General features: G+C 73.9%; 22 protein-coding genes and 1 pseudogene. 6 read left to right on the top strand and 17 right to left on the bottom strand.

Going from position 1 to position 26,985, the window contains the following annotated elements:
- Nucleotides 1-411: 411 nt before the first annotated feature.
- The 6 genes from ACH4PU_RS25345 to ACH4PU_RS25320 form a co-directional block, all read right to left on the bottom strand.
- Nucleotides 412-1,260 carry a phosphatase PAP2 family protein gene (locus ACH4PU_RS25345; RefSeq protein ID WP_398276281.1) on the bottom strand — a complete coding sequence of 283 codons (849 nt, stop codon included), beginning with the start codon at nucleotides 1,258-1,260 and terminating at the stop codon, nucleotides 412-414.
- Nucleotides 1,261-1,302: 42 nt separating this feature from the next.
- On the bottom strand, nucleotides 1,303-2,388 hold the full coding sequence (locus tag ACH4PU_RS25340) for a LacI family DNA-binding transcriptional regulator (RefSeq protein WP_398276278.1): 1,086 nt from the start codon (nucleotides 2,386-2,388) through the stop codon (nucleotides 1,303-1,305).
- Nucleotides 2,389-2,437: 49 nt separating this feature from the next.
- Entirely contained in the window at nucleotides 2,438-4,078 is a 1,641-nt protein-coding gene (locus ACH4PU_RS25335; protein ID WP_398276275.1) for a glycoside hydrolase family 13 protein, read from the bottom strand.
- A gap of 281 nt (nucleotides 4,079-4,359) precedes the next feature.
- Nucleotides 4,360-5,205, bottom strand: a complete 846-nt coding sequence (locus tag ACH4PU_RS25330; protein ID WP_398276272.1) for a sugar ABC transporter permease — start codon at nucleotides 5,203-5,205, stop codon at nucleotides 4,360-4,362.
- Complete coding sequence (locus tag ACH4PU_RS25325) at nucleotides 5,202-6,170, bottom strand: carbohydrate ABC transporter permease (RefSeq protein WP_398276269.1); 969 nt, start codon at nucleotides 6,168-6,170, stop codon at nucleotides 5,202-5,204. The genes ACH4PU_RS25330 and ACH4PU_RS25325 overlap by 4 nt, the downstream gene beginning before the upstream one ends.
- Nucleotides 6,171-6,174: 4 nt before the next feature.
- On the bottom strand, nucleotides 6,175-7,482 hold the full coding sequence (locus ACH4PU_RS25320; RefSeq protein WP_398276266.1) for an extracellular solute-binding protein: 1,308 nt from the start codon (nucleotides 7,480-7,482) through the stop codon (nucleotides 6,175-6,177).
- Between the two features lie 312 nt (nucleotides 7,483-7,794).
- On the opposite strand from ACH4PU_RS25320, the pseudogene ACH4PU_RS25315 reads away from it, so the two are divergent.
- A pseudogene (locus ACH4PU_RS25315) lies at nucleotides 7,795-9,144 on the top strand (alpha-amylase family protein); the annotation flags it as partial.
- A 46-nt stretch (nucleotides 9,145-9,190) separates the two neighbouring features.
- On the opposite strand, the gene ACH4PU_RS25310 reads toward ACH4PU_RS25315, so the two are convergent.
- On the bottom strand, nucleotides 9,191-10,162 hold the full coding sequence (locus ACH4PU_RS25310) for a helix-turn-helix transcriptional regulator (RefSeq protein ID WP_398276263.1): 972 nt from the start codon (nucleotides 10,160-10,162) through the stop codon (nucleotides 9,191-9,193).
- A gap of 63 nt (nucleotides 10,163-10,225) precedes the next feature.
- On the opposite strand from ACH4PU_RS25310, the gene ACH4PU_RS25305 reads away from it, so the two are divergent.
- Nucleotides 10,226-11,056, top strand: a complete 831-nt coding sequence (locus tag ACH4PU_RS25305) for a nuclear transport factor 2 family protein (RefSeq protein ID WP_398276260.1) — start codon at nucleotides 10,226-10,228, stop codon at nucleotides 11,054-11,056.
- A 162-nt stretch (nucleotides 11,057-11,218) separates the two neighbouring features.
- On the top strand, nucleotides 11,219-11,878 hold the full coding sequence (locus ACH4PU_RS25300; RefSeq protein ID WP_398276257.1) for a TetR/AcrR family transcriptional regulator: 660 nt from the start codon (nucleotides 11,219-11,221) through the stop codon (nucleotides 11,876-11,878).
- A gap of 82 nt (nucleotides 11,879-11,960) precedes the next feature.
- Here ACH4PU_RS25300 and ACH4PU_RS25295 read toward each other — a convergent pair whose 3' ends face one another.
- The 6 genes from ACH4PU_RS25295 to ACH4PU_RS25270 all read right to left on the bottom strand — a co-directional run bounded on the left by ACH4PU_RS25295 (nucleotide 11,961) and on the right by ACH4PU_RS25270 (nucleotide 19,009).
- Nucleotides 11,961-13,982 (bottom strand): hypothetical protein, encoded by a 2,022-nt coding sequence (locus ACH4PU_RS25295; RefSeq protein WP_398276254.1) that lies wholly within the window; start codon nucleotides 13,980-13,982, stop codon nucleotides 11,961-11,963.
- Between the two features lie 415 nt (nucleotides 13,983-14,397).
- Nucleotides 14,398-15,192: a tyrosine-protein phosphatase gene (locus tag ACH4PU_RS25290; RefSeq protein ID WP_398276251.1), complete on the bottom strand. Its 795-nt coding sequence runs from the start codon at nucleotides 15,190-15,192 to the stop codon at nucleotides 14,398-14,400.
- 318 nt (nucleotides 15,193-15,510) lie between these two features.
- Nucleotides 15,511-16,005, bottom strand: a complete 495-nt coding sequence (locus ACH4PU_RS25285) for a hypothetical protein (RefSeq protein WP_398276248.1) — start codon at nucleotides 16,003-16,005, stop codon at nucleotides 15,511-15,513.
- A 411-nt stretch (nucleotides 16,006-16,416) separates the two neighbouring features.
- Nucleotides 16,417-17,064, bottom strand: coding sequence for a LuxR C-terminal-related transcriptional regulator (locus ACH4PU_RS25280; protein WP_398276245.1), 648 nt, complete (start codon nucleotides 17,062-17,064; stop codon nucleotides 16,417-16,419).
- Between the two features lie 86 nt (nucleotides 17,065-17,150).
- Entirely contained in the window at nucleotides 17,151-17,579 is a 429-nt protein-coding gene (locus ACH4PU_RS25275) for a cupin domain-containing protein (protein WP_398276242.1), read from the bottom strand.
- A gap of 164 nt (nucleotides 17,580-17,743) precedes the next feature.
- On the bottom strand, nucleotides 17,744-19,009 hold the full coding sequence (locus ACH4PU_RS25270; RefSeq protein ID WP_398276239.1) for a sensor histidine kinase: 1,266 nt from the start codon (nucleotides 19,007-19,009) through the stop codon (nucleotides 17,744-17,746).
- Nucleotides 19,010-19,224: 215 nt separating this feature from the next.
- Here ACH4PU_RS25270 and ACH4PU_RS25265 point away from each other — a divergent pair, with 215 nt between their 5' ends.
- Complete coding sequence (locus ACH4PU_RS25265) at nucleotides 19,225-21,441, top strand: MMPL family transporter (protein WP_398276236.1); 2,217 nt, start codon at nucleotides 19,225-19,227, stop codon at nucleotides 21,439-21,441.
- A gap of 7 nt (nucleotides 21,442-21,448) precedes the next feature.
- On the opposite strand, the gene ACH4PU_RS25260 is transcribed toward ACH4PU_RS25265, so the two are convergent.
- From ACH4PU_RS25260 to ACH4PU_RS25250, 3 genes are all read right to left on the bottom strand, one after another.
- The gene (locus ACH4PU_RS25260) at nucleotides 21,449-22,075 is read right to left on the bottom strand and encodes a winged helix-turn-helix domain-containing protein (protein ID WP_398276233.1); all 627 of its coding nucleotides are present in this window, start codon (nucleotides 22,073-22,075) and stop codon (nucleotides 21,449-21,451) included.
- A gap of 338 nt (nucleotides 22,076-22,413) precedes the next feature.
- Nucleotides 22,414-23,454 (bottom strand): S66 peptidase family protein, encoded by a 1,041-nt coding sequence (locus tag ACH4PU_RS25255; protein WP_398276230.1) that lies wholly within the window; start codon nucleotides 23,452-23,454, stop codon nucleotides 22,414-22,416.
- Between the two features lie 10 nt (nucleotides 23,455-23,464).
- The gene (locus ACH4PU_RS25250) at nucleotides 23,465-24,208 is read right to left on the bottom strand and encodes a phosphatase PAP2 family protein (protein ID WP_398276227.1); all 744 of its coding nucleotides are present in this window, start codon (nucleotides 24,206-24,208) and stop codon (nucleotides 23,465-23,467) included.
- A gap of 206 nt (nucleotides 24,209-24,414) precedes the next feature.
- Between ACH4PU_RS25250 and ACH4PU_RS25245 the strand changes: the two genes are divergently transcribed.
- Nucleotides 24,415-25,185, top strand: coding sequence for an SDR family NAD(P)-dependent oxidoreductase (locus ACH4PU_RS25245; protein WP_398276224.1), 771 nt, complete (start codon nucleotides 24,415-24,417; stop codon nucleotides 25,183-25,185).
- 10 nt (nucleotides 25,186-25,195) lie between these two features.
- A complete protein-coding gene (locus ACH4PU_RS25240; protein ID WP_398276221.1) occupies nucleotides 25,196-26,161 on the top strand; it encodes an NADP-dependent oxidoreductase in 966 nt (321 codons plus the stop codon).
- 168 nt (nucleotides 26,162-26,329) lie between these two features.
- On the opposite strand, the gene ACH4PU_RS25235 is transcribed toward ACH4PU_RS25240, so the two are convergent.
- Entirely contained in the window at nucleotides 26,330-26,905 is a 576-nt protein-coding gene (locus ACH4PU_RS25235; RefSeq protein WP_398276315.1) for an AAA family ATPase, read from the bottom strand.
- Nucleotides 26,906-26,985: the final 80 nt, after the last annotated feature.

The raw sequence follows: 26,985 nt of genomic DNA, 5'->3' as shown, positions 1-26,985 counted from the left end.
CGCCGGCTCAACTTCACCCACATACAACGCCGTTAATTCTTCACGCAATGTCAGCACACCGGTTCCTCCTGACGCAGGACAATACCGTGCGCTCTTGCGAGGGCACATGGAGTATCCCTGGTCTCACCGCGAACGGCGGCAAGGGGGCACCAGGCCGACGGCCCAGCCTCGGGGTGCGGGATTCTGTGGCTTCCCGGACGAGAGCGACCGCCGGGCCGGCGTAAGGTCGCGGTTCAGGCGCTCTGGAACGGAGCTGCCTCCAGCACGGAGCGTTCCGCTCCCTCGGCGTAAGGCGTACCCAGAACTGGTTCAAGGCCTGGGACGACGATCCGGTTCCCTCAAATGAACCGGGACCCTCGACCGGACTCTCGACCGCATCTGTCGCTACTGGTCACACGTCTCAGAGCCAGGTCACTGACTCCGTGCGGCCACCTGCCGCGCCAGCCGGTAAGGAAACGCCCGGTACCACGCGTACGACACCCCGAACCCGAACGCGAGGCACAGCAGCCCCCCGACCGCGTCCAGCCAGAAGTGGTTCGCCGTCGACACGATCACGGCAAGCGTCGCCACCGGATACAGGGCGCCCAGCACCCGCACCCACACCCACCGCGCCAACAGCGCGATGGTGACACCGCACCACACCGACCACCCGATGTGCATGGACGGCATCGCCGCGTACTGGTTGGAGACGTCGGCGAGGTTGCCGGAGGCCATGGAACCCCAGGTGTGGTGCTGGAGGACGGTGTCGACGAAGCCGGGGCCGTCGTCCATGAGCCGTGGGGGTGCGAGCGGGTACAGGTAGTAGCCGAGGAGGGCGACGCCGGTGGTGGCGAAGAGGGCGAGGCGGGCGGCGCCGTAGCGGCCGGGGTGCCGGCGGTAGAGCCAGACGAGGACGCCGATGGTGAGCACGAAGTGCAGGGTGGCGTAGTAGTAGTTCATGCCGACGATGAGCCACGTCACCGAGTTCACCGCCTTGTTGACGGTGTGCTCCACGGCGATGTGGAGCGTCTGCTCGGTGGACCAGATCCAGTCGGCGTTGCGCTGCGCGTCGGCCCGCTGTTCCGGGACGGCGTTGCGGACCAGGGAGTAGGTCCAGTAACCGACGGCGATGAGCAGCACCTCGAACCACAGCCGCGGGCGGCGCGGCGTCCGCGGCCCGCGCCGCGACGGCCGGTCCGCCGGCGGCCTGTCCCCGCGTTCCCCGTTGGGCGGCGGGGAGGCCGTGCGGCCTTCCAGGGTCCTTGCTGTCGCTTCACCCATAGGCCCACAGTGTGCCAGAGTCCGCAGGAGCGCAGATCGATCTCAAGTCGGGTTTGGCGCGCTTTCGGCCGGGTGCGCGGACGTCGTACGGGTGCCCGGGGCGCCGCTTCGCGCGGCCGGCGCCGAGGCCGTCGAGCCGCGGACGACCAGCTCCGGCAGGAACACGAACTCGCTGTGCGGCGCGGGCGTCCCGCCGATCTCCTCCAGCAGGGCCCGCACCGCCGCCTGGCCCATGGGCCGCACGGGCTGGCGGATCGTGGTCAGCGGCGGGTCGGTGAAGGCGATCAGCGGGGAGTCGTCGAAGCCGACGACGGAGACGTCGCGGGGGACCTCCAGGCCCGCCCTGCGGGCCGCGCGGACGGCGCCCAGGGCCATCATGTCGCTGGCGCACACCACGGCCGTACAGCCGCGTTCGAGGAGCGCGGCGGCGGCCGCCTGTCCACCCTCCAGGGTGAACAGGGAGTGCTCGACCCACTCCGCCGCGTCGTCCGCCGCCAGCCCGAGCTGGTCCTCCATGCCCCGCAGGAAGCCCTCGATCTTCCGCTGGACCGGCACGTACCGGCGCGGTCCCAGGGCCAGGCCGATCCTGCGGTGGCCGAGCTCCGCCAAATGGGTGATGGCGAGCCGCATGGCGGCCCGGTCGTCGGGGGACACGAACGGCGCCCTGACCTGCGCCGAGAATCCGTTGATCAGGACGAACGGCACGCCCTGGGCGCGCAGCCGCTCGTAGCGCTGCATGTCGGCGGAGGTGTCGGCGTGCAGGCCGGAGACGAAGATGATCCCGGCGACCCCGCGCTCCACCAGCATCTCGGTCAGCTCGTCCTCGGTGGAGCCGCCGGGGGTCTGGGTGGCGAGCACGGGCGTGTAGCCCTGACGCGTCAGGGCCTGCCCTATCACCTGGGCGAAGGCCGGGAAGATGGGGTTCTCCAGCTCGGGCGTGATCAGGCCGACCAGGCCGGCGCTGCGCTGCCGCAGCCGCACCGGCCGTTCGTAGCCGAGCACGTCGAGCGCGGCCAGCACGGACTGGCGGGTGGAGGCGGCCACCCCCGGCTTGCCGTTGAGGACGCGGCTGACGGTTGCTTCGCTGACACCCGCCTGGGCTGCGATATCGGCCAGCCGTGCGGTCACGGGAGGTGACTGTACCGGTCGCTTCCCGGACTTCCCACCGGACGCCATCTCAGACTTCCCACCAGACGCAGGATTCCGCGGGCAGCCGGGCGGCTCCGCCGTGGAATTCCAGGGCGGCGGTGGCGAGCACCGGACGCCCCGGAACCGTCAGTTCCACCTCTTCCGGGAGGGTGTTGAGGGTGCAGACGAACCCCGGCCGGGAGAACGCCAGCACGCCCTCCGGCGCCGACAGCCACGTCATCTCCCCGGCCCCGAGCCCGGGCAGGGACCGCCGCAGGGCGAGCGCGGAGCGGTAGAGCTCCAGCGTCGAGCGGGGGTCGCCGGACTGCGCCTCCACCGACAGCGTCCGCCACTCCCCGGGCTGCGGCAGCCAGCTGCCCTCCGGCCCGGAGCCCGGTCCGAAACCGAAGGGGGCGTCGTCGCCCGACCACGGCAGCGGCACCCGGCAGCCGTCGCGGGTGCCGTCCTGGCCGTCCCCCCGGAAGAACGCCGGGTCCTGGCGCACCTCGTCCGGCAGGTCCACGACCTCCGGCAGCCCCAGCTCCTCGCCCTGGTAGACGTAGGCGGACCCCGGCAGCGCCAGCATCAGCAGCGCGGCGGCCCGGGCGCGGCGGGCCCCCCGCTCGCCGCCGCCGTAACGGGTCGTGTGCCGCACCACGTCGTGGTTGGAGAGCACCCAGGTGGTGGGCGCGCCGACGGAGTGGGTGGCGGCGAGTGACGCGTCGATCACCTCGCGCATCGGCTCCGCGCCCCACGCGCAGGTCAGGAACTGGAAGTTGAACGCCTGGTGCAGCTCGTCCGGGCGGACGTACAGGGCCAGCCGCTCGGACGTCGGTGCCCACGCCTCCGCCACGCCGATCCGGTCCCCCGGGTAGGAGTCCAGCAGCCGGCGCCAGGAACGGTGGATCTCGTGGACGCCGTCCTGGTCGAAGAACGGCAGCACCTGGGCGCCGATGAGTTTGGCCTGTTCTTTTCGCCCGATGTCGGGCAGGCCGGGGGCCTTGACCATGCCGTGCGCCACGTCGACGCGGAAGCCGTCCACGCCGAGGTCGAGCCAGAAGCGGAGCACGGACTCGAACTCCGTGCGCACCTCGGGGTCGTCCCAGTTGAGGTCCGGCTGCTCGGGGGCGAACAGGTGGAGGTACCACTCGCCGGGCGTGCCGTCGGGGTTCTCGGTGCGCGTCCAGGCGGGGCCGCCGAAGACCGACTCCCAGTCGTTCGGCGGCAGCTCGCCGGCCTCTCCGCGGCCGGGGCGGAAGTGGTAGCGCGCCCGTGCCGGGCTGTCCGGCGCCGCCGCCAGCGCCTCCCGGAACCACGCGTGCCGGTCCGAGGTGTGGTTCGGCACGATGTCCACGATGATCCGGAGACCGAGGCGGTGGGCTTCGCGAACGAGGTCGTCCGCGTCCTGGAGGTCGCCGAACAGCGGGTCGACCGCCCGGTAGTCCGCCACGTCGTACCCGCCGTCCGCCTGCGGCGACGCGTAGAACGGCGTCAGCCACACCGCGTCCACGCCCAGCTCCGCCAGGTACGGCAGCCGCTCGCGGATGCCGCGGAGGTCACCGATGCCGTCGCCGTCGCTGTCGGCGAAGGAGCGGACGTAGATCTGGTAGATGACGGCTTGGCGCCACCACTCGTCCGTGCCGGACGGGGAGGTGGCGTGGTGGGGAGAGGGGGCGAGGTGGTGGGGCATGGAGGTCCTATCGGGTAGTGGTCGTGGAGGGTGCGGGGGGCGCCTGCGGCGGGCGGTGCCCCGGTCCCGCCCCTTCGCCGATTCCCGGGGGCCAGCCCCCGGACCCCCGAAGCGCCCTGCGGGCGCTGTCCTCAAACGCCGGACGGGCTGATCTTTCAGCCCGTTGGGGGTGCCCCCTCTGGGGGAGTTTGAGGACGAGCGGCGGAGCCGCGAAAAGGGGGTCTGGGCGCAGCCCCAGGAAACGGAGAAAGGGCGGGACCGGGGCAACCACCCCCGGAGGGCTACCCCTTCGTGCCGCCGGCCGTCAGCCCGGCGACGAGGTGCCGCTGGGCGAAGAAGAACGCCAGCCCCGCCGGCACGGTGATGAGCACGGCCGCCGCCGTCATCAGCCCCCACTCCGCCTTCTGCTGCCCCACGAACGTCTGAAGCCCCACCGCCAGGGTGTAGTGCTCCTCGCTGCTCATGAACTGGCTGGCGAACGCCACTTCACCCCAGGCGGTGATGAAGGAGTAGAAGCCGGTGACGGCGAGGCCGGGCCGGGCCAGCGGCAGGATGAGCCGCCAGAACGTACCGAAGGGGGTGAGCCCGTCGACCCGCCCGGCCTCGTCGATCTCGGCGGGTATGGAGTCGAAGTAGCCCTTGAGCATCCAGGCGCAGAACGGCACGGAGATCGAGCAGTAGGTGAGGATCAGCCCGCCGTAGGAGTCCAGCAGCTTCAACTGCCCGAGGATGTTGTAGAGCGGCACGATCAGCACCGCCATCGGGAACATCTGCACCACGAGGAACGTCCACATCAGAGGCCGGCTGCCCGGGAACCGCAGCCGCGACACCGCGTACCCGGCGGTCGCCGCGATCAGCACGCCGACGACGGTCGCGCCCAGCGCCACGATCAGCGAATTGCCGAACCAGGTCAGGAACTTGGTCTCGCCGAAGATGTGGGTGTAGTTCCCGAACCCGAACCCCGAGAACCGGGTGGGCTCCTGCCAGCCGTCCCGCCCCCGCAGCGAGACGAAGACGATGAAGAGGACGGGGAAGAGGGAGACCAGCGACGCCACGACCAGCGTCGCGTGCAGGGCGACGGACGCGCCCCGGGAGCGTTCCCCGCGCGGTCGCGCCTTCCGGGTCATCGCGCCTCCTCCTGCCTCGCCAGCAGCCTGCGGTAGAACACGGCGAACACCAGCAGCAGCGAGAGGATGAGGATTCCGTACGTCGCGGAGCCCGCGTAGTCCCGGATGCCCTGGAAGGCCAGCCGGTAGGAGTACGTCACGAGGATCTCGCTCTCGGAGCTCGCGCCCTGCCCGATCAGCAGGTAGATGACCTGGAACATGTTGAACGTCCAGATGGTGCCCAGCAGGATCACCGTCCCGCTCACCGGCCGCAGCCCCGGCAGGGTGACGTGCCGGAACCGCTGCCAGGGCGAGGCGCCGTCCATCTCGGCCGCCTCGTGCAGCTCGGCCGGGATGGACTGCAGCCCGCCGAGAATCGCGACCATCATGAACGGCACGCCCAGCCACACGTTGACCGCGACGGCCGCCATCTTCTGCAGCGTGCTGTCGCCGAGCCAGTCGACCGCGCCCACGCCCAGCTTCTCCAGCATCGCGTTGAGCACGCCGTACTTCTCGTTGAAGATCAGCCGCCACGAGAAGGTGGCGACGAACGCCGGCACCGCCCACGGCAGGATCAGCAGCACCCGGTACAGCGCCCGGAAGCGCATCCCGCGGTTGAGCAGCAGGGCCAGGCCGAGGCCGATCGCGTAGTGCAGGAAGACGCAGGCGGCCGTCCAGACGACGGTCCAGCCGAGCCGGCCGTAGAAGTGGCCCTCCTGGCCGGAGAGCACCTTCCAGTAGTTGTCCAGCCCGACGAACTCGTACGTCGACGGGATGTGGTTGACGCCGATCGTCCGGCCGATGTTGGCCTCGTTGGCGTCGGTGAGGGAGAGGTAGATCCCCCGGCCCAGCGGATATCCGACGAGGACGGCGAGGACGACGACCACCGGCAGCACCATCGCCCAGGCGTACCAGTGGGTGCCGAAGGACCGGCGGGCGCGTGTCGCCAGGCGAGGGCGCGCGGTCGTGGTCACGGCAGCGGTCACGGCATTACTCCTGGACCGCGTAGTCCTTGAGGAGGGCGGACTTCCACTCCTTGGCCGTGGCGTCCAGACCCGCCTGCGGCTCCTCCTTGAGCGTCAGGATCCGGGTGTAGTGCTGGAGCCAGACGGTGAACAGGTCGCCGCCCTGCGGGATCGGCGGGCGCGGGTGCGCCGTGGCCAGCGCCTCGTGGAAGGACTTGCGGACCGGGTCGGCCAGCACCTCCGGCGTATAGGCCGCCTTGCGCGTCGGCAGCAGCCCGATCGCCTTGGAGATCTCGGTCTGGCGCTCGGCGTCCGTCATGAACCGGGTGAAGAGGTACGACGCGTCGAAGTTCCCCGAACCGGCGTAGACCACCAGGTTGTGTCCGCCCACCGGAGCCCCCGCCACCCCGGTCGACCCCGCCGGCACCGCCGCGATGCCCAGGTTGTCCCTGTTCTTGAACGCCTCGCCGCCGAACAGCTCCTTGGTCGCCCAGGGGCCGTCGATCAGCATCGCCAGCTTGCCGTTCTTGAAGTCCGTCTTCAGCGCGTTGTACCCGTCGGTGCCCGCCGGCTTGGGTGCCGCGCCGGACTTCACCAGGTCCACGGCGGTCTCGATGCCCTTGCGGGACGCCGCGTCGGAGATGGTGATCTTCTTGGCCGCCGCGTCGACCATGTCGCTCTTCTCGCCGTAGAGGAACGGCAGCGAGTAATAGCTGTCCGGGCTGAGGCCGATGCCGTCCGCGCCCGCCTTCTCCTTGACCTTCTTCGCCGCCTCCTTGACCTCCTGCCAGGTGGCCGGCGGCTTCTCCACGCCCGCCTTCTTGAAGAGGTCCTTGTTGTAGAGGAGTCCGAGGGTGTCGGTGACCTGCGGGACGCCGTACGTCTTGCCCTCGTACGCCGCGTTCTTCAACGGCCCTTCGAGGAAGTCGTCCCGCTTGTCCAGGGCCGGGGTGCCGGTGAGGTCCTTGAGGTAGCCGAGCTGCGCGAAGCCCGGCGTCCAGCCGACGTCCGAGCGGAGCACGTCCGGGGCGCCCTTGCCGGTGGACGCGGCCGTCTTGAACTTCTGCTGCGCCTGGTCGAACGGCACGTTGACGTAATCGACCTTGATCTTCGGGTACTTGGCCTCGAAGTCCTTCACCAGCTTCTTGAACGCCGGTGCCTCGTTGGTCGCGTCCGACGTGTCCCACCAGGTGACCGTCCCGCTCACACTGCCCGGATCCTTGGCCGCCTTGGAGCCGTCGCCCCCGCCCCCACCGCCGTCGTCACCGCCGCAGGCGGTCACGGTCAGGGCCAGCACACCGACGACGGCGGCGACCGATATGCCTCTTCGCATCCGGTTCTCCTCATCACGAGGGCCGATCCTGGAGCGGGCGGCCCGAGCTGAGGAGGAAGCTAACAGGCTGCAATCTCTTGCGAAAGACCTTGCAAGGGCGGAAGGCGGGGATTTCCGAGCCGTTACCGCGCTGTGTCCCAGGGGGTTGACCGAGGCCGGTGGGGCTCGTACGGTCTCGGGGCGCGGCGGGGTTGCGCCTTTCTTGCAACGGGCTTGCAGCCGCCTTGCAACCGCGTCGCACCCCTTGCGCGCCGCATCCCTTGCGTGTCGCACCCCTTGTGCGTTCCACGACCCGCCGTCCCGGGAGCCGTCATGCCGCGTACCGTCGTACGGAGGGCCCTGGCCGCCGTCCTCACCCTGCTGGCCGGGGCCGCGGTCCCCGCGCCCGAGGCGCGGGCCGCCGCGCCGGGCGGACGGGACGTCACCGCCGTCCTGTTCCAGTGGCGGTACGACGCCGTGGCCCGCGAGTGCGGCACCGCCCTCGGGCCCGCCGGGTACGGCTACGTCCAGGTGTCGCCGCCCCAGGAGCACATCCGGGGCCCGCAGTGGTGGACCTCGTACCAGCCCGTCGGCTACCGCATCGCCGGCCGGCTCGGCGACCGCGCCTCCTTCGCGCACATGGTGTCCGCCTGCCACCGGGCCGGGGTGAAGGTCGTCGTGGACGCGGTGCTCAACCACATGTCCGCCGGCTCCGGTACGGGCACCGGCGGCACGGCGTACACGAAGTACGACTACCCCGGTACGTACGGGGACGCCGACTTCCACCGCTGCCGGCGTCCCATCTCCGACTACACCAGCCGGGACGACGTCCAGAACTGCGAACTCGTCGGCCTGGCCGACCTGGACACGGGCCGCGAGGCGGTCCGTGACCGCCTCGCCCGCCACCTCGACGACCTGCTCTCACTCGGCGCGGACGGCTTCCGGATCGACGCCGCCAAGCACATCCCGAGCGCCGACCTGGCGGCCGTCAAGGCGCGGCTGAGCAAGCCGGACGTCTACTGGAAGCAGGAGACGATCTACGGCGCGGGCGAGGCCGTCCGGCCGGAGGAGTACCTCGGCACGGGCGACGTGCAGGAGTTCCGCTACGCCCGCGAGCTCAAACGCGTCATGACGCCGGGGCAGGGGCACTTGGCCGAGCTGCGGAGCTTCGGCGAGGCGCGCGGGTGGGCGCCCGGTGGCAAGGCGTCCGTCTTCGTCGACAACTGGGATACGGAGCGCGACGGCAGCACCCTCAACCGCACCATGGGCCCCGCCTACACGCTCGCCAACGTCGCCATGCTGGCCTGGCCTTACGGGTCACCCGACGTCCACTCCGGGTACGCCTTCACCGACCGCGACGCGGGTGCACCGGCCGACGGCTGGACCTACGAGCACCGGCTCCCCGAGACCGCCCGCATGGTCGCCTTCCGCGACGCGGTGCGGGGCACGAGGGTCACGCGGTGGTGGGACGACGGCGCCGACACCGTCGCCTTCGGCCGGGGCGCCAAGGGCTACGTCGTCGTCAACCACGGCCGCACCGCCGTCGCCCGCACCTTCGCCACGGCGCTCCCGGCCGGTGACTACTGCGATGTCCTGGGCGGACGGCGGGTGCGCGTGGGGCGCGACGGGCGGTTCACGGCGTCCGTGGCGGCGGACACGGCACTGGCGTTGCACGTGGGAGCGCCGCACGCGGGGGCGCGGCGCTGCGGCTGAGGCGGCCCGCCGGTCCTCAGCGGGCGTAGTGGCGGGCCGCCGCGGCCAGGGCGTCGGCCACGCGGGCCCGCAGGGCGGGCGGGGCCAGCACCTCGGCGTCGGGCCCCAGCCGCAGAATGTCGCGCACCGCCTGCTCGTCGGACTCGACCGGGACCGTGACGCGCACCCAGCCGTCCGGCTGCCGCTCGGCGCTCTCCCGGGCCGCCCGGGCGACCGCCGGTTCGGCCAGGTACGGCAGCCGCCGCAGGCCCGTGGGTGACAGGCGCAGGACGGCGTGACGCCCGTGGCGGCGGTCGTCGAACGCGCGGAGGTGAGCGCGCCAGTGGGCGGCGAGGTCGAAGCCGGCCGCGCGGTCGAACTCCTCGTCGAGCAGACGCGCGGAGAGGATCCGGGAGACGCGATAGGTGCGGAACCCGCCCTTCCGGCGGGCCACGAGATACCACTGGCCTCCCTTGAGCACCAGCCCGTGCGGGTCGACCGTCCGCGTCACCTCGTGCGGAACCTCCCAGCGCAGATAGCGCATCCGGACCCGGCGCCGCTGCCACACCGCGGCGGCGGCCGTCGACAGCAGCGGAACGGGATCCGCCTCCTCGTACCAGGCCAGGGCGTCCAGATGGAACCGGTCCCGCAGCCGTGCGGCCCGGTCGCCCAGGTCCGCCGGCAGCGCCGCCGTCAGCTTGAGCCACGCCTCCGCGGCGGCCCGGCCGAGCCCGAGATCGGCGGCGACGGTGGGCAGACCGGTGAGGAGCAGCGATTCGGCCTCGTCGGCCGTCAGCCCCGTCAGGCGGGTGCGGTACCCGTCCACCAGCCGGTACCCGCCGTCGTGGCCCGGCTCCCCGTAGACCGGGACGCCCGCCGCTCCCAACGCCTGGACGTCGCGGTACACGGTCCGCTCGGAAACGCCGAGCCGGGCGGCGAGATCACGCGCCGTCATCCGTTCCCGGCTCTGCAACAGCAGGAGGATCGACACCAGACGACTCGCGCGCACCGCTCGATTCTCGCGCACACCACTGACACACCCTGTCAGGGGACGGTCGTTAGCGTCCCGCCCATGAACACCGGCACCGATACCGATTTCGACATCGCCGCCTTCGTCCGGCGCTACGTCGCCGTCTGGAACGAACCGGATCCCGCGCGGCGCCGCGCGGAGATCACCGCCCTGTGGGCAGAGGACGGTGTGGAGTACCTCGACTCCGCCGAATTCCGCGGGCACCGGGCCCTGGAGGAACGCGTCACCCAGGCCCACGAGGAACTGGTCGAGCGGGGCGGATTCGTGTTCCGCCCCGCCGGCGACGCCTCCGCGCACCACGGCGCCGTCCACTTCACCACCCACATGGTTCCCGCCGGCGGCGGGGCGGTCGCCTGGAACGGGGTCGTCCTCGTCCTGCTGGACGACGACGGGCGCATCCTGCGCGACTACCAGTTCACCGGCCCCCCGGCCGATGGGAAGCCGGCCGACGGGGAACCGGCCGGGACCCGGGCCGTCGTGGACGAGTACCTGCGGCGCTGCGGCCAGGGGGACCCCGAGCGCATCGCCGAGCTCTACGCCCCCGCGGTCGACTGGCAGGTCAGCTGGCCGGTGGACGATCACCCGGCCGTGCCCTGGATCCGTCCCCGCGCCACGCGTGCCGATGTCGCGGACCACCACCGCTCGTTCGGCGCGCTGTGCGTCCCGGCGGAGGGGCGGGTGTCCGTCGACCACCTCATGGTCGACGGGGACGACGCCGTACTGATCGGTTCGAGCTCCCAGCAGGTCGTGTCGACCGGCCGTCGCTTCTCCATGCGGTTCGCTCTGCGGCTGAGCGTGGAGGGTGGGCTGATCACGCGGCACCATATGTACGAGGACAGTCTGGCGGTGGTCGAGGCGTTCGAGGGGGCGTGAGGGCCCGGACCCCTGGAGCGCACTTCAGCCCGTCCGGCGTCTGAGGACGAGCGGCGGAGCCGCGAACAAGGGGGGTCTGGGGGGCTTGTCCCCGGGAATCGGCGAAGGGGTGGGACCGGGGCACTCCGCCCCCACCCCCAACCGACCGCTTAGGATGCCCCCATGAACCCCCGGCCGCCCCGCAGAATGGACGTGGAACAGCGCCGCCGGCAACTGATCACGGTAGCCCTGGACCTGTTCAGCGAACGGCCCCCCGAAGACGTCTCCCTCGACGACGTCGCCGTGGCGGCCGGCATCTCCCGCCCCCTCGTCTACCACTACTTCGCGGGCAAACAGAGCCTCTACGAGGCGGCCCTGCGCCGCGCGGCGGACGATCTCACGGAGCTCCTGACGGCGTCGGACCAACTCCCGCCCGGTGAAGGGCTGCTGGCCGTCGCCGGCCGGTTCCTGGACTTCGTCGAGACGCACGGCTCCGGCCGTTTCACGCTGCTCCGCGCGCACCCGGACCTGATCGACGAGGTGCGGGACGCGGCGTACGGCCAACTGCTCGCGCACCTGGGCGTCGAGACGCCGGGCCCCCGCCTGGAGGTGGTCCTGCGGTCGTGGATCTCGGTCGCGGAGACGGCCGCCCGGTGGTGGCCGGACGGCCGCCGGATTCCGCGCGCGGAGCTGGAGTCGCAGCTCGTGCACTCGTTCGTGGCGCTGACGGCGGTGGGCGCGGCGCACGACGACGGGATGGCGGCCGTCCTGCGCCGGATCGTGGCCGAGGAGCCGGCGGACGGCCCGTTCACGGAGGCGGCGACGGCGCTGGCCGCCCTCTGAACCGGCATCGCTCCCGAAGAACCGGCATCACGCCGATAACCCGCGTCACTTCAAGAGGCGGCATCGCCTCGGGAACCCCGCATCACTTCAGCGCGGCCACCCGCTTCCCGTCCCGCGTCCGCCCGGCCAGCCGGGCGACCGCGCCCTGTCCGGCCGGGAGGGCGAGGACCGGGCCGGCCCCGGTGCCGTGGACCCCGCCCGTCGCGGTGATCGAGACGACGTCCGGGCTGCCCGCCGCCAGCGCGTACCAGTTCCCGCCGGGCGACTTCCACAACGCGCCCGCCAGGACGTGCGGTTGGCGGGGGCCGCAGGCCGGGGAGTCCTCCGCGCGGGCGACGACGGCGGCCTGGGCGCCGGGCCGGCCGCCGGGCGTCAGGAACCCGGCGACCGCACGGCCGCCCGCCCCGCGCCAGGTCTCCGTGCGGGTGCACAGCCACTCCGCGACGCCCGCCCCGCCGGGCAGCGGCTGGCGGGCGAACCGCCAGGCGTTGACGGCCCGTACGCCCTGCGAGCGCAGGCTCGGCAGCAGGCAGACGGTGTGCGCCCAGACGGCGCGGTCGGCCGCGCCCGCGTCGGTGTCCCCGGTCGTCGGGCCGGAAGCGGGCGCCCCGCCCGTGAGCCGCGCCGGGACCAGCTCGCCGAGGTCCGTCGCCAGCCGCCCGTCCAGCTGGAGCACCGGCCAGGACCGGCAGTCGCCCGCCGCCGCGGGGCCGGCCGTCGGGTCCGTCACCCCGTCCGCGCTCCGGTGCAGCGACTGGGCGGCCCCGGCCGGGTCGAGGAGGTCGCGGACGGCCGTCGACGCGACCCAAGGGGCCGTCAGATAGCGGACGTTGCCGTCCGTGCGGCCGAGGACGACGGCCGTCGCGGCGTCGGCGTCCGCCGCGTCCGTCCGCGCGAAGTCCAGGGCGGCGGCCGTGGCGTCGCCGTTCCTCGGCTCGGCGTACCGGACGACGCGCAGGCCGTCGTAGAGCAGGACGACCACCGCCGAGTCCACCGCGCCCGCGTACAGCAGCTGCGGCGGGCCGGGCGCGGGCCCGGCCGGGGTGCCGGGGGTGGCGGTCACCTGGACCGTGCTCCCCGGGCGGGCCCAGACGGACAGCGCCCGGCGCAGCAGCGCCTCGTCGTCCGTACGGTCGCCGCGGGCGGGCCAGGAGGCGAAGCCCGGGCGGTCGGCGCGGCGCCAGGCGTCGGCCGGAGCGCGGGTCAACCCGCCCGGATCCACGGCCTGTTCGGCGGCCGCGTTCCGGGCGTACGCCGGGGCCGCGGCGCCGTCGGGCCCCCAGCCGCCGCTCGGTACGGCGAGCAGCCCGCCGCAGACGACGGCCGCCGCGAGGGCCGCCGCCGCGGCGCGCAGGTGCTGGCGGCGACGCATCAGGTCGGTGGGACGGGCCTGGAGCGTGCACGGGTCGAACTCCGCGGACTTCAGCAGCGAACCGTCCCGGGAACCGGCCGGTACTTGGGCGGCCGCGGCCTCGGAGAGGGCCGCGCCCGGATCGGCCACCCCGGCCGCCGCCAGCAGCGCCCGCACCTCCCGGTCGGCCGGCAGCTCCAGGGCGCGCAGCACGAACGCGGCCCGGGCGGGCGGCGAGAGCCGGCCGAGCGCCTGGTCCAGGGCCAGTTCGTCGGCGCCTCCCGAGCGGGGGAACAGGCGCAGGCCCCATACCTGCGGCAGCGGCGGCGGCAGCAGCCCGGGCCGCGGCGGCCACAGCCGGCCGCGCGGCCGGCCCGCCGCCAGCGCGCCGCGCAGGACCCGCAGCCGGACGTACGCGTAGCCGGGGTCGTCGTTCCGCCGCGCCTCCGGCCCGCGCGGGCCCGGGACGGCGTCCGGGGCGCACTCGACGAGGCTCACCCGGTTGCGCGGCAGGGACCGCTGCACCAGCGCGTGCGCCGTGAGCACCCTGCGGTTGCGGCCGAGACCGGCGGGGAGTACGAGGTAGCCCAGCCGCACCAGGCGGGGGTAGTGCTCGACGATCGCGGCCTCGGCCTGCTCGATGTCGAGGGGACTGAGGGGACTGAGGGCACTGGGGGTGCTGGGGGTGCTGGGGTGACCGGCGGGGGCGTCGGTGCCGGCGGGGGGCCGGGGGGCTGTCGCTTGCTGCTCCACGTCGGTAGAACGAGTGAATGGTGGGATGGTCACCTCACCCCGGCGAGCGACGGCGCACGGGTGCGCCACCCGGCTGGGGCAGGCGCACTCGCGCTCTGTGGCGGGGCCCGACGCCTTGGGCGGCGGCGTGCGCGCCCGCATGTGGCGGCGCTTTCGTGAGCGGAGCGCCCGGGGGGCGCTGGGCTCCCAGGGCCGGGTGCCCGGGCGTCCGTGCGTGTCGGCGTCCATGCGTGTCGGCGTCCATGCGTCCGCGCGCCCGACGTTCCTCGCGTCCGATGCGCTCGTGCCCTGCTGCGCGGGGCCGGGGGTCCTGGTCGGCGGCGTCGGCGTGCGCGCCCGCGCCCGTGCGGTCGGCCTCGTCCAAACGCCCCCGCGCCCGCGCCTGACGGCTCCGCGCCCGACGTGCCCCGCGCGCCTACGCCACGTACCGCGCGCGGATCCGGTTCACGGCCGCGTCCGGGACGCCCAGGCCGACCCGTACGTACCCCTCGACCGTCCCGTACAGCCGCCGTACCTCCTCCAGCGCCGCCGCCAGGTAGGCCGGGCGGACGCCGAAGACCGCGGAGGCGATCTCGGGGTCGCCGCCGGCCGCGGCGAAGCGGTCGGTGATCGGGGCGAAGGCGTTCCGCACCGCGGGCGCGACCGCCAGGTACTCCTCCTCCGCCGTCTCCCGGGAGGCGCCGAGCAGCAGCAGGAGGACGGTCGCGGCCCAGCCGGTGCGGTCCTTGCCCGCCGTGCAGTGGAACAGCAGCGGCCCGCAGTCCGGTTCGGCGAGGGTGGTGAGCAGCCGGCCGTAGGCGCGGCAGGCGGCGTCGGAGGTGACGAACGCGCGGTACGACTCGCACATCAGCTTCTCCGCCTTGCCGCCGCCGAGGCGTTCGTCCGCGGCGGCCGGGCTGCCGAGCACCGACTCGATGTGCGCCGGCATCGCGGCGCCGCCCGGGAGCGTCCCCTCGGCGAGGACGTCGGCGACGATCAGCCGGGCACCGCGCGGCAGCCGGTCCGGGTGCTCGCGGCGCTCGTTCTCGCTGCGGAGGTCCACCACCGTGCGGATGCCGAGCGCGGCGACGGCCGGGTCCGCGACCGGGTCGTGCCGGTCGAGCTGGCCGGAACGCAGCAGCAGGCCGGGCCGGACGGCGGAGTTGCCCACGAGCGCGATGCCGCCGAGGTCGCGGAGGTTGATGATGGTCGAGGCGTCGAACTGCGGCATGCGCGCGTCTCCCTCTTGTCGGCCTTCGGCACTGTCGCGGGCGTTTTTCCGCTTTCCACTTTTATTGTGGAGAACCGTAGCCGAGCCCGCGACGGCACCACCGTGCGAGGGGCGCTTTGGCAGGGCGGGAGGAGGCGCGGGAGCCGCGCCCGGGCGCTCGGGAAAAGTCGTACGCCCCCTCCCGGCCGTACGCGCGTACTCCGTACGGCCGTGGGAGAGGGCGGACGCGGGGTGCGGGGCCGTACGATGCCCCGCACCCCACGCGTTCGCGGTCTCGCCGCCTGTTCGGGCTGTTCAGTCTGCTCGGGCTGTTCGGGATCAGAAGCTGAACGGGCCCGGCGTCTGCTTGGTGACCGCCTTGCAGGTGTTGTTGACGCCCAGGATGGACAGTCTCGCCGAGACGTCGGGGCTGCCCGCCGCCGGGATGTACGAGTCGAGCTTGTCGCCCGCCTTGACCTGGGCCTTCAGCGGGCCCACGGTCACCTTCGTATGGGCCGGGATGGCCGGGTTCGAGGTGCCCGAGAAGGTCACCGTCGTGCCGTCGGGGCGCTGGAGGGTGAGCGACGTGGAGGTGGAGTCGGCCGGGATGTCCACCGGGAAGAGGTGCTGGTCGTTGCTGAGGTAGAGGGAGCCGACGCCGTTCTCGGCGGACCCCTCCAGGCTGATGTTCAGCACGCCGAACTGGCCGCAGTCGTACTGCGCCGTGACGGACTGCTTGACGGCGCACTCCTGCGCCGCGATGGCGGGGGCGGCCGCGCCCAGGCCGAGCAGGGCGGTGGAGGTGATGACGGCGGTCTTCATGGACAGTCGCATGATGGGTGCTCTCCTGATCCGTGAACGTCTGACTCCTGCCGGTCGGGCAGGGCAGGGCGAAGGGAACCGACCTGGAGCCGGCGGCGCGTCCGGTGCGTGGGCGGGGGGGGGGGAGAGAAGCGGACGGACCGGGTCGAGGGGTCACCGGCCGCCGGGGCGGCGGGACCGTGCGTGCCGTGCGGGTCGGGTAACGGTCGGAAAAAGCGGAGGACTTCCTTCTTTATGGGTGGAAGTCCCTTGCTGCGCAGCGCCGTTGACGATAGCACCAGGATGCACACCGGCAACAGTGAGTTTCGGAAGCCTCAGAGGGGCGCGCGGTGTGGGGTTCGGCGCGGCGGGAGGGGCGCGCGCGGGCCGGGCGCGGAGTGCGCGCCCCCGCCCCACCACGCCCCCGGCGCCTCCGCCTCCGCCTCAGCCCCGGTCCAGGTACGCCAGCACCGCCAGCACCCGCCGGTTGTCGTCGTCGGAAGGGGAGAGCCCCAGCTTCCCGAAGATGTTGGAGGTGTGCTTGGCCACCGCCCGCTCGGTGATGACGAGCCGCTCCGCGATGGCCGTGTTCGACCGGCCCTCGGCCATCAGCTCGATCACCTCGCGCTCGCGCGGCGTCAGCCGGGCCATCGGCGCGTCCTGCGAACGCCGGCTCAGCAGCTGGGAGATGACCTGCGGATCCATCGCCGTACCGCCGCCCGCCACCCGCCGTACCGCGTCCACGAACTGCTCCGCGTCGAAGACCCGGTCCTTGAGCAGGTAGCCGACCCCGCCGGTGCCGTCGGCCAGCAGCTCCTGCGCGTACAACTGCTCCACGTGCTGCGACAGCACCAGCACCGGCTGCCCCGGGACGGCCCTGCGCGCGGCCAGCGCGCACTGCAGGCCCTCGTCGGTGAACGACGGAGGCAGCCGGACGTCCACCACCGCCACGTCCGGCCGCAGCTCGGACAGGGCCCGGCTCAGCTCGGGGCCGCTCTCCACCGCGGCGACGACCTCGAAGTCGTATGCCTCCAGCAACCTCACCAGCCCGTCACGCAGCAGGAAGAGGTCTTCGGCGATGACGACGCGCACAACGGCTCCACGGTGGTGATCAGGCCCGTGCCCCCCGTGGGCCCGGTGTCACCATGGTCTCCCATGGGCCACCCCCGCCGCTCCGGTCACCGCTCCAGGGTGAAGTCCGCGTAGTCGAAGCCGGGGGCCACCACGCAGGAGACCAGCACCGGTTCGTCGCCGGCGGGCTCGGCGGACTGCCACGCTCCGCCCGGGACCAGCACTTGCGGCCACTGCCCGGTCTCGGCCACCGGCCCGAGGAGCCGTTCGGCGTCCCCGTCGTCACCGGTGCCTTCCAGGCGCATCCGCAGCGGCCCGCCGCGGTGCCACAGCCACAGCTCGTCGGAGCGCACCCGGTGCCGGCGGGAGCGCTCGCCCGGGTGCAGCAGGTAGAGGATCGCCGTCGCGAACGGCCGGGGCCCCGGGTAGCCGTCGGGCACCGCGGTCCGGGAGGTGCGCCAGGTCTCGCGGAACCAGCCGCCTTCCTCGTGCGGGCGCAGTCCGTAGAGGGCCACCAGGGGTGAGGTCTCCGGCATGCGTCCACTGTGCCACCGCGCCGGCCCCGCCGCCGCCCGGCGGTGAGGCCGGCGGTACGGGCGGGGCCGGCGTTTCCGGAGGGGTAAATGAGGTCAGCCGACCGTCGAGCCATCCGTCGAGTCGGCTCTCAGCCACCCCCTTCGGCCGACCCCGAGCCGCCCCCTCAGCCGGCCGCCGCCGTCAGGGCGCACGGGATCTCGATCGTGACCATCGTCGGCCCGCCCGGCGGGCTGCTGACCGCCAGGACCCCGTCGAACGCCCCGAGCCGCCGCTCGACCCCCAGCAGCCCGGTGCCGCCGGCGAGGTCGGCGCCTCCGCGGCCGTCGTCGGTGACGGCGGCCCGCAGCATCCCGTCGGCGTGGTACAGGTCGATCCGGATCAGGCGGGCGCCGGAGTGCTTGACGGCGTTGGTGAGCAGCTCGCTCACCGCGAAGTACGCGGCCGACTCGATCGGTTCGGGCGCCCGGCCCGGCAGGTCCACCGCCGTCTCGACGGGCAGCGGCAGCCGCAGCGCCAGCGCCCGGACGGCGTCCCCGAGGCCGCGTTCGGCCAGCACCGGCGGGTGGATGCCGCGGACCAGGTCGCGCAGCTCGGTCAGGGCCTCGGCGGAGTCCGCGCGGGCGGCGGCGAGCAGCCGCTTGGCCTGCTCCGGGTCCTTCTCGATCAGCGCCTCGACGGTGCCCAGGCTCATGCCCATGGCGACCAGCCGCGCCTGCGCGCCGTCGTGCAGATCCCGTTCGATGCGCCGGAGTTCGGCGGCGGAGCTGTCCACGGCGTCGTGCCGGGTCTCCGTCAGGTGCTCGATGCGCAGCGCCATCTCCCGCTGCGGCGTGGGCCGCAGGAGCGTACGGGCCAGCCGGAAGTCGGCGCGCAGCAGGAACGGGGCGAAGGCGACGCCGAGGACCGCGTAGACCGCGCCCAGGGCGGCGGCCATGTCGGCCGTGTTCTGGTCGTCGACAGGCAGGAAGGTGAACCACACGTTGCCGCCGGCCTCGACGATCGGCTTCCACACGCCGGCGGCCAGGACGATGCCCCACGGCAGGTAGAGGACGAGCGCGGACGGCAGCAAGGCGAGGAAGAAGCCGGCGGTCATGTCGACCAGCAGCCACTGGAGGTCGCGCCAGGTGGCCGGGTCGCGCAGCAGCGCCTGGGTGCGCTCGGCCTGCCCCAGGAAGCCGCGGCGGGTGGGCAGCGGCTGGTACGGGCTGGGGATGTGGACGTCCGCCCACTCCAGGGCCTGCGCCCGGCGCCGGTCGGCGTACGCCCGCAGGACCCGCAGGGCGTGCGGGGTGGTGAGGACGCCGACCCCGACGGGGACCAGGCAGAGCGACACCACCGCGTAGGTGTAGACGAGGGTCGACGCCAGCACCCCCGACCACGCGAGTCCCGTGGACCTCGCGAAGGCGCCGAAAGCTCTGCTGATCCTCATGATTTCGTCGTTCCCCCGTCGTTCCGTGGCCCCGTCCGGGGCGGTCGCCCCCGGATCCGGTCCCCAGTCTGCCGCCCCGCCGGCCGCCCGGTCACGGGGTGCGGGCGGTGGACCGGGGGTGTACCTGGCAACACCCTCTCACCTGGCCTTCGGTCCCGGCGACAGGGGTGGGGGACGGCTGGGGAGGCGCGGCTTCCGCTCCTAGCGTCGGAGGCATGACGATCCCCACGAACCCCGGGCCGGCGCCCCGGGCCGTATCCGCCTCTCCGTCGGCGCCCCTCCCCACACCCCCGCGCGGCCCCGCCCCGCGTCTCAACGTGGCCGCCCGGCTGGGGCTTTGGAGCGCCCGGCACCGCCGGACCGCCGTCCTCGGCTGGCTGCTGCTCGTCGTGCTGACGTCCGTGCTCGGCGGCATGGCGGGCACGGCCGAGATGACCACCGCCGAACAGGGCGCCGGGGACTCCGCCCGCGCCGAGCGGATCCTCGCCGACGCGGGCATCGAGGAGCCCGCCGGCGAGACCGTCATGATCTCCGGGCTGGCGCCGGGCGACTGGCGGGCCGCCGCCGACGGCCTCGGCCGGGCCCTCGACGCCACCGGCGTCACCACCGGCCGCAAGCCGCCGGTGCCGTCCGCCGACGGCCGGGCCGGCCTGATCCGGTTCGCCGTCAAGGGCGACCCGGCGACGGCGGGGGAGCGGGTGGGGCCCGTCACCGACGCGGTCGCGGCGGCCCGGAAGGCCCACCCCGGCCTGGTCTTCGACGAGTACGGCGAGGCCGTCGCCGGGAAGTGGCTCGACGACGTGCTCGGCGACGACTTCGCCACCGCCGAGTGGACGGCCGTCCCCCTCGCCCTCGGCATCCTGCTCGTCGTCTTCGGCGCGGTGGTCGCCGCCCTGCTGCCCGTCGGCCTCGCCGTCACCGCGTTCATCGCCGCCAACGGCCTGCTCGCCCTCGCCAGCCACGCGCTGCACGTGTCACCGACGACCGGCTCCGTGATGCTGCTCATCGGCCTCGCCGTCGGCGTCGACTACTGCCTCTTCTACCTGCGGCGCGAACGCGACGAACGGGCCGCGGGCCGCGACCCGGAGACCGCGCTGCGCATCGCCGCCGCCACCAGCGGCCGGGCCGTCCTCGTCTCCGGGCTCACGGTGATGGTGGCCATGGCCGGGATGTTCCTGTCCGGGCTGATGCTGTTCGAGGGGTTCGCGCTCGCCACCATCCTCGTGGTGTTCATCGCGATGACCGGCTCCGTCACCGTCCTGCCCGCGCTGCTGTCCTGGCTGGGCGACCGGGTCGGCAAGGGCCGGGTGCCGCTGCCGCGCGGCAGGCGGGCCCGCCGGCGTCCCGCCGGGCGGATCTCCGGCGCGGTGCTCCGGCCCGTCCTCGGCCGCCCCGGCCTGATGGCCGCCGCGGCGACCGCCGTCCTCCTCGTCCTCGCCCTGCCCGCCCTCGGCATGCGGACCGAACAGCTCGGCCTGGACCGGCAGATGCCGGCCGACGCCCCGCTGCGCACCTCGTACGAGCGGATCACCGCCACCTTCCCGGGCGGCCCCGCACCCGCGAAGGTCGTGGTCCGGGCGGACGACGTGACCTCGCCCCGGTTCACCGCGGCCGTCGCCGAGTTCAGGCGGCGGGCGGCGGAGAGCGGGCGGTTCGGGAAGGACGTCACCGTCACGCCGCACCCGCGGCAGCACGTGACGGAGATCCTGGTACCGCTCGTGGGACCGGGTGGCGACGGGGGTACGGACCGGGCCGCCCGGCGCGCCCTGGACACGCTCCGGGACGACCTGGTGCCGCGCACCCTGGGGCCCGTGGCCCGCGAGGCCAAGGTCACCGGCCCGCTCGCGTCCTCCGCCGACTTCACCGACCGGCTCGGCGACGGCATCGTGCCGGTCTTCCTGTTCATCACCGGCGTGACGTTCCTGCTGATGCTCGCCTCGTTCCGGTCCTGGCCCGTCGCCGCGGCCACGGTCCTGCTCAACCTGCTGTCCGTGGCCGCCGCCTACGGGGTGCTCACCGCCGTCTTCCAGCACGGCTGGGGCGCGTCGTGGCTGGGCGTGGAGAGCGCCGGCGCGGTCGAGGCGTGGCTGCCGCTGTTCGTGCTCGTCGTCCTCTTCGGGCTGTCGATGGACTACCACGTCTTCGTCGTCTCGCGGATCCGCGAGGCCCGGCTGTCCGGGCTCACCGCACCGGACGCCATCCGGGACGGCGTCCGCGCGACGGCCGGCGCCGTCACCGGCGCCGCCGCCATCATGGTCGCCGTCTTCGCGGTCTTCGCCACCCTGTCGATGCAGGACATGCAGCAGATGGGCGTGGGCCTGGCGGTCGCGGTCCTGCTGGACGCCACGGTGGTGCGGATGGTGCTGCTGCCGGCGGTGCTGGCCCTCCTCGGCGAACGCGGCTGGCGGACGCCGCGCCCGTCGAGGAGCTGACGCGACGTCAGACAGTGGCCGGGGGCGCGTATTTGTAGCCGACGCGGCGCACGGTGACGATCGACGACCGGTGCTCCGCCCCCATCTTGCGGCGGAGCCTGGCCACGTGGACGTCGACCGTACGGCCGTCGCCCACGTGCCCGTAGCCCCACACGGTGGTCACCAACTGGTCGCGGGTGTGCACCCGGTGGGGGTGGGCGACCAGGTGGGCCAGCAGCTCGAACTCCAGGTAGGTGAGGTCCAGCGGCCGGCCCGCGACGCGGGCGATGCGCTGGTCGGGATCGATGCTCACCAGGCTGTCGCCCCGGCCGGAGGCGGGCAGACCGTCACCCCGCTCGCCGGCGGTCACCTGGCCGGCGCCGACACCGCCGGCAGGCTGCCGGTCGGCCGGTACGAGCACCAGGTAGCCGACCATCGGCGGCCGGCCCGGCAGCACCGGCAGCGCCTCCTGCGGCGCCGGCAGCCAGGTCGCCCCCGGATGCAGCAGGTCGGCGACGGGCGGCGCCTCGTCGGGAGCGACGGCGCGGAGACGGTGGCGCTGGGCGGGGAGGGAGGAGGCAGCGGGGTGGGTGGTGGGACGGAGGGGAGAGGGGGTCGGGGTCGCAGCGGCGGTCAGCGTACGGAGGTTCGACATGAGCTCAGCTCTTTCGCGCGGTGGACGTCGAAAAGACGTGCTGGAGCGCGGGCCGTTGGCCGGCAATGGTGCCGGCGGCTGACTTCGACGAGGGTCAGCGAGGGGAGTGGGCCTGCGCGGAAGGACACGCGCGACAACACACTCGGTCGAAGTCGTGGTGCTGACGGGACGGCCAGAAGGGCTCAAGGTCGCTGCGACCCTTCGCGATGTTCCGGTGGCTGGCCATGCCCCTATTGAAGCACGGCCGCGGGCGGGGGAGCAGGCCCGTTCCGGGCATGTGACCAGGAACGCGGGGGTGGTGAGGGACGGACCTCCCTCCCACCCCTCTCCGCCCCGCGTCAGTAGGTCACCGTGATCCGCCGCGCCGGCCCGTCCACCCGGACCGTGCCCCCGTACGGGATCACCTGCTGCGGGTCGGTGTGCCCGAAGCCGACGTCGAAGACGGCCGGCACATCGGGGGCGTACTCGTCGAGCGCGCGCTCCACCGCCGCCCGGAGCGCCTGCCGGTAGCCGTCCGCCTCCTCGGGGTCGCGCCGCCGGTCCAGCGACCAGCCCTTCGCCCGGCCCACCAGGACGGCGGGGAAACGGCGCAGCACCCCGCGCTCGCCCAGGGAGCGCAGGATCCCGTACACGTCGGCGGGGCGCGGCTGCTCCTCCGAGGTCTCGAAGAAGAACACGCACCCCTCGTACGCCGCCGGCTCCCGGATCTCCCGGTCGGCCATGAGCAGCCAGGACAGGATCTCGATGTTGCCGCCCCAGGAGACGCCCTCCACCACCCGGTCGGGGTTCCGCCAGGTCCACCCCTGACAGGGGTGCATCAGGGGCGCGCTCCGGAACGTCTCGGGGTCGTCCCAGGGCCGGTCGATCTCGTTGAACTCCCGCGCCTCGACCAGCTCGTACGGCCCGGAGCCGAACAACGCCGCCCGCAGCGAGGCCGCGGTCACGGGGTGCAGGGCCCCCGGCCGGCCCAGCTCCACCATCACGCTCGCGCCGTGGTAGCTCACGATGCCGGAATTCCACAGCCACGCGTGGAGGTTGGTGTTGTCGCTGTAGCCGAAGAAGGGCTTGGGGTGCGCCCTGATCAGGTCCCGGTCCAGGTGGGGGAGGACGGTGAGCTGGTCGTCGCCGCCGATGCTGCTGAACACCGCGGTGACGTCCGGATCCGCGAAGGCGGCGTGCAGATCGTCCGCCCGCTCGCGCGGCGACGCCCCCATCTTCCTGGTCGCCGGATACTCCACCGGCACCAGCCCGAACTCCTCCCGCAGCCGCCGCAGTCCGAGCTCGAAGGGGAGGGGGAGGAGACCGGGCAGCCCGGACGAGGGGGACACGACGGCGACACGGTCACCGGGGCGGGGCTTCGACGGGTACTGGGGGCGCATGCGGGTCACCTTAGGGGCGGGTGGGGGCGGTGCGCTTCGGAGTTCCCCCGTCCCCGTCCCCGCCCCTCCGGCCGTCCAGCAGCACGGACCCGTACCGCGTACCGGGGAGGAAGCGGAGGGCGGCGCACGCGCAGGCGCCCAGCCAGGCCGTGGCGAACAGCCAGCCGCCGACGACGTCGGTGAACCAGTGCACGCCGAGGTACGCGCGGCTCAGCCCCACCGCCACCGCCCAGCACCCGGCCACCGCGACCACGGGCCCGGCGGCCCGGCGGGAGCGGAGCAGGACGGCGGCGGCGATCAGTCCGGCGGCGATGGCCGAGGTGGAGGTGTGCCCGGACGGGAACGACCAGCCGTCGGCGTGCGTCGCCCAGCCGTCGACGGGCGGCCGGGGCCGGGCGACCGACTCCAGCACCGCGTACCGGACGGCCTGCCCGCAGGCCAGGACGGCCACCGCCGCGCCCGCCGCCCACAGCTTCCGCCGCCCGCCGCGCACGGCGAGCCATCCGGCGAGGAGGGCCAGGAGATAGGGGAAGGGGCCGGTGCCGGTGGCGGTGACCGCCCGGGCGGCGGCGACCCCGACGGCCGGCCGGTGGGCGAGCGCCCAGGCACGGACGTCCACGTCGACCGGGAACCCGCCTTTGCCGTGCCGGAGCACGAGCACCGCCTCCACGACGAGCCCGAGCAGGGCGGCTCCGGCCGGGACCCCGGCACGGACGGCCGGGACCCCGGCACGGACGCCGCGCCCGCGGCTCACGCCGGTCCTCGAAGAACGTGCGGTCACCGCTGGGATCCCTTCATCCTGTGCGAGCGCCTCGGGCACTGGAGACGACCCCGGGAAGGGGGAAGGTTCCAGGCCCGGCGGCCCGGGCGGGTGGTCGTGAGAGGACGAGCGTGGTGGTGTCGACAACAGGGTCGGCACACGCTCCCCACCCCCTTGCCCGCGATCACACGATGAGACGCATGAATCGTTTCACCGACAAGACGGTCCTGATCACCGGCGGCACCAGCGGCATCGGTCTCGCCACCGCCCGCCGCCTCCTGGAGGAGGGCGCGTACGTGGCCATCACCGGCCGGGACGACGCCCGCCTCAAGGCCGCGGTCGAGGACCTCGGCGAGGCGCTCGGCGGTGACCCGGACCGCGTCCTGGCCGTCCGCGCCGACGCCGCCTCCCCGGCCGACCTCGACGCGCTGATGCGCCGCGTGGAGTCCTGGCGCGGCGGCCTGGACGTGGTCTTCGCCAACGCGGGCATCGGCGTCTTCAAGCCCGCCGCGGAGCTCACCGAGGACGACGTCGACCGGATGCTGGACGTCAACGTCAAGGGCGTCTTCCACACCGTGCGGAAAGCACTGCCGCTGCTGCGGAGGGGCGGCGCGGTGGTCCTCAACGCCTCCTGGACCCTGCACCGCGGCATGGCCGTGGCCTCCGTCTACTCCGCCGGCAAGGCGGCCGTGCACAACCTGGCCCGCACCCTCGGCGCCGACTTCGCGCCGCGCGGCATCCGCGTCAACTCCGTCAGCGCCGGCTACATCGACACCGAGATGTACCGGGAGTCCGTCACCGACCCGGCCCAGCACGCCCGCAACACCGCCGACGTCCCGCTCGGCACCCTGGGGCGGCCGGAGGACATCGCGGCGGCGGTGGCCTTCCTCGCGTCGGACGACGCCTCGTACATCACCGGCCAGGACCTGATCGTCGACGGCGGCCTCGTCGGCTCGCTCCCGCAGCGCTGAGGGGGCCGGAATGAACACAAGTGCCACGAGCGCCCTCCCCGCCACCATGCGGGCGATCAGCCAGGACGCCTTCGGCGGCCCGGAGGTCCTGAAGGAGGTCCGGCTGCCCGTCCCGGCGCCGGGCCCCGGCCGGATCCTGCTCCGGGTGCGGGCGTCGGGCCTCAACCCCACCGACTGGAAGCACCGCGCGGCCCCGGCCTTCCTCGGCGACCCGCCCTTCGTCCTGGGCTGGGACGTCTCCGGGACGGTCGTGGCGACCGGCCTCGGCGTCACCCTGTTCCGGCCCGGCGACGAGGTCTTCGGCATGCTGCCGCACCCGTACGGCGTGGGGGCGCACGCCGAGTACGCGGTCGGTCCGACCCGCGCGTTCGCCCGCAAACCGGCGGCCCTGGACCACGTCCACGCGGCCGCCCTCCCCCTCGCGGGGCTCACCGCCTGGCAGGCGCTGGTGGACGTCGCCGGCGTCGGCCCCGGCGACCGGGTGCTGGTCCACGCGGCCGCCGGGGGCGTAGGCCACCTGGCCGTCCAGATCGCCAAGGCCCGCGGCGCCCACGTGACCGGCACGGCAGGCGGCGCCCACCACGCCCTCCTGCGCGAACTGGGCGCGGACGAACTGATCGACTACCGGCGGACGGACTTCGCGGCGGCCGGGCCGGCCGGGTTCGACGTCGTCCTCGACCCCATAGGCGGCGACTACCGCACCCGCTCCCTCCTCCGCCCCGGCGGCACCCTCGTCTCCCTCCAGCCCCACGGCACGGAGGAACTGGCCGCGGCGGCCCGTGCCGCGGGGGTCCGGGGCGAGGTGATGATCGTGGAGGCGGACCACACAGGCATGAACGCGCTGGCCGACCTGGCATCGTCCGGCCGCCTCCGCCCGGTGGTCGCCGGCACCTACCCGCTGTCCGAGGCCGCGGCGGCCCATGCGGCCGGTGAGAGCGGGGGGAGGGCGGGGAAGCTCGTCTTGGTGATGGACTGACGGGGTGGAGGGCGGGGCCGCTCCGGGAAGAGGGCCCGGCGGCGTTGGCGTCTCCAGCGGCCTTGGCGTCCCCGGCGTCCCCCGGACGCCGCTCGCCGGCCCGTCTCCGGGACATCACCCGCGGGACCCGCCTCCCGGACGTCACCCCTCGGACACCTCCCGGACGTGTCACCCCTCGGACACGACGCCCAGCTCGCCCGCCCGCTCCAGGACGAGCTCGGCCGTCTCCGCCACGGTCATCCCGGCCGTGTCCAGCCACCAGCCGGCACCGGCCAGCCGCTGCCGCATCGACCGGTCGAGCGGGGCCACGTCGTAGTCCACCCGCTCCCGCTCCGGGCGTGCGGCGTTGCGCGCCCGGCAGACCTCCACCGGCGGAGCGAGCACGACGTACCACACCGGCCGCGGACGGAGCAGCCCGATCATGAGGTCCAGCACCTCCCGGTCGGGGACGACGTGGTCGACGACCGCCGTGAAGCCCGCGTCGGCGAAGTTCCCGGCGAGAGAGCAGATGTTCCGGGCCCGCAGCAGGAGCTGCCGTCGCGTCTCGGGCTCCGGAAGCCGCACGACGCTCACCCGCCCGCGAACGATCATGTCCGCCACCGCGTCCCCGGACACCAACGCCGACCGCTCCAGCCTCCCGGCCACCTCCCGCCCCACGCTCGACTTCCCGGCCCCGGGCAGCCCGGAAAGAATCAGACACCCGCCAGACCCATGGAAACCCCTCCCTCGGACGACGCCCGCCATCCTGACGCGCCCGCCTCCGCGCCGCACCCGCTTTCCGCGCTCCCCTCTGAGTGAGGGGACGGTGACGGCGCGGAGCGGCT

This window comes from Streptomyces sp. NPDC021100 (assembly GCF_044333095.1).
Taxonomy (GTDB): domain Bacteria; phylum Actinomycetota; class Actinomycetes; order Streptomycetales; family Streptomycetaceae; genus Streptomyces.
The sequence above is the reverse complement of the archived record's forward strand: the minus strand, read 5'-3'. Positions and strand labels throughout refer to the sequence as shown.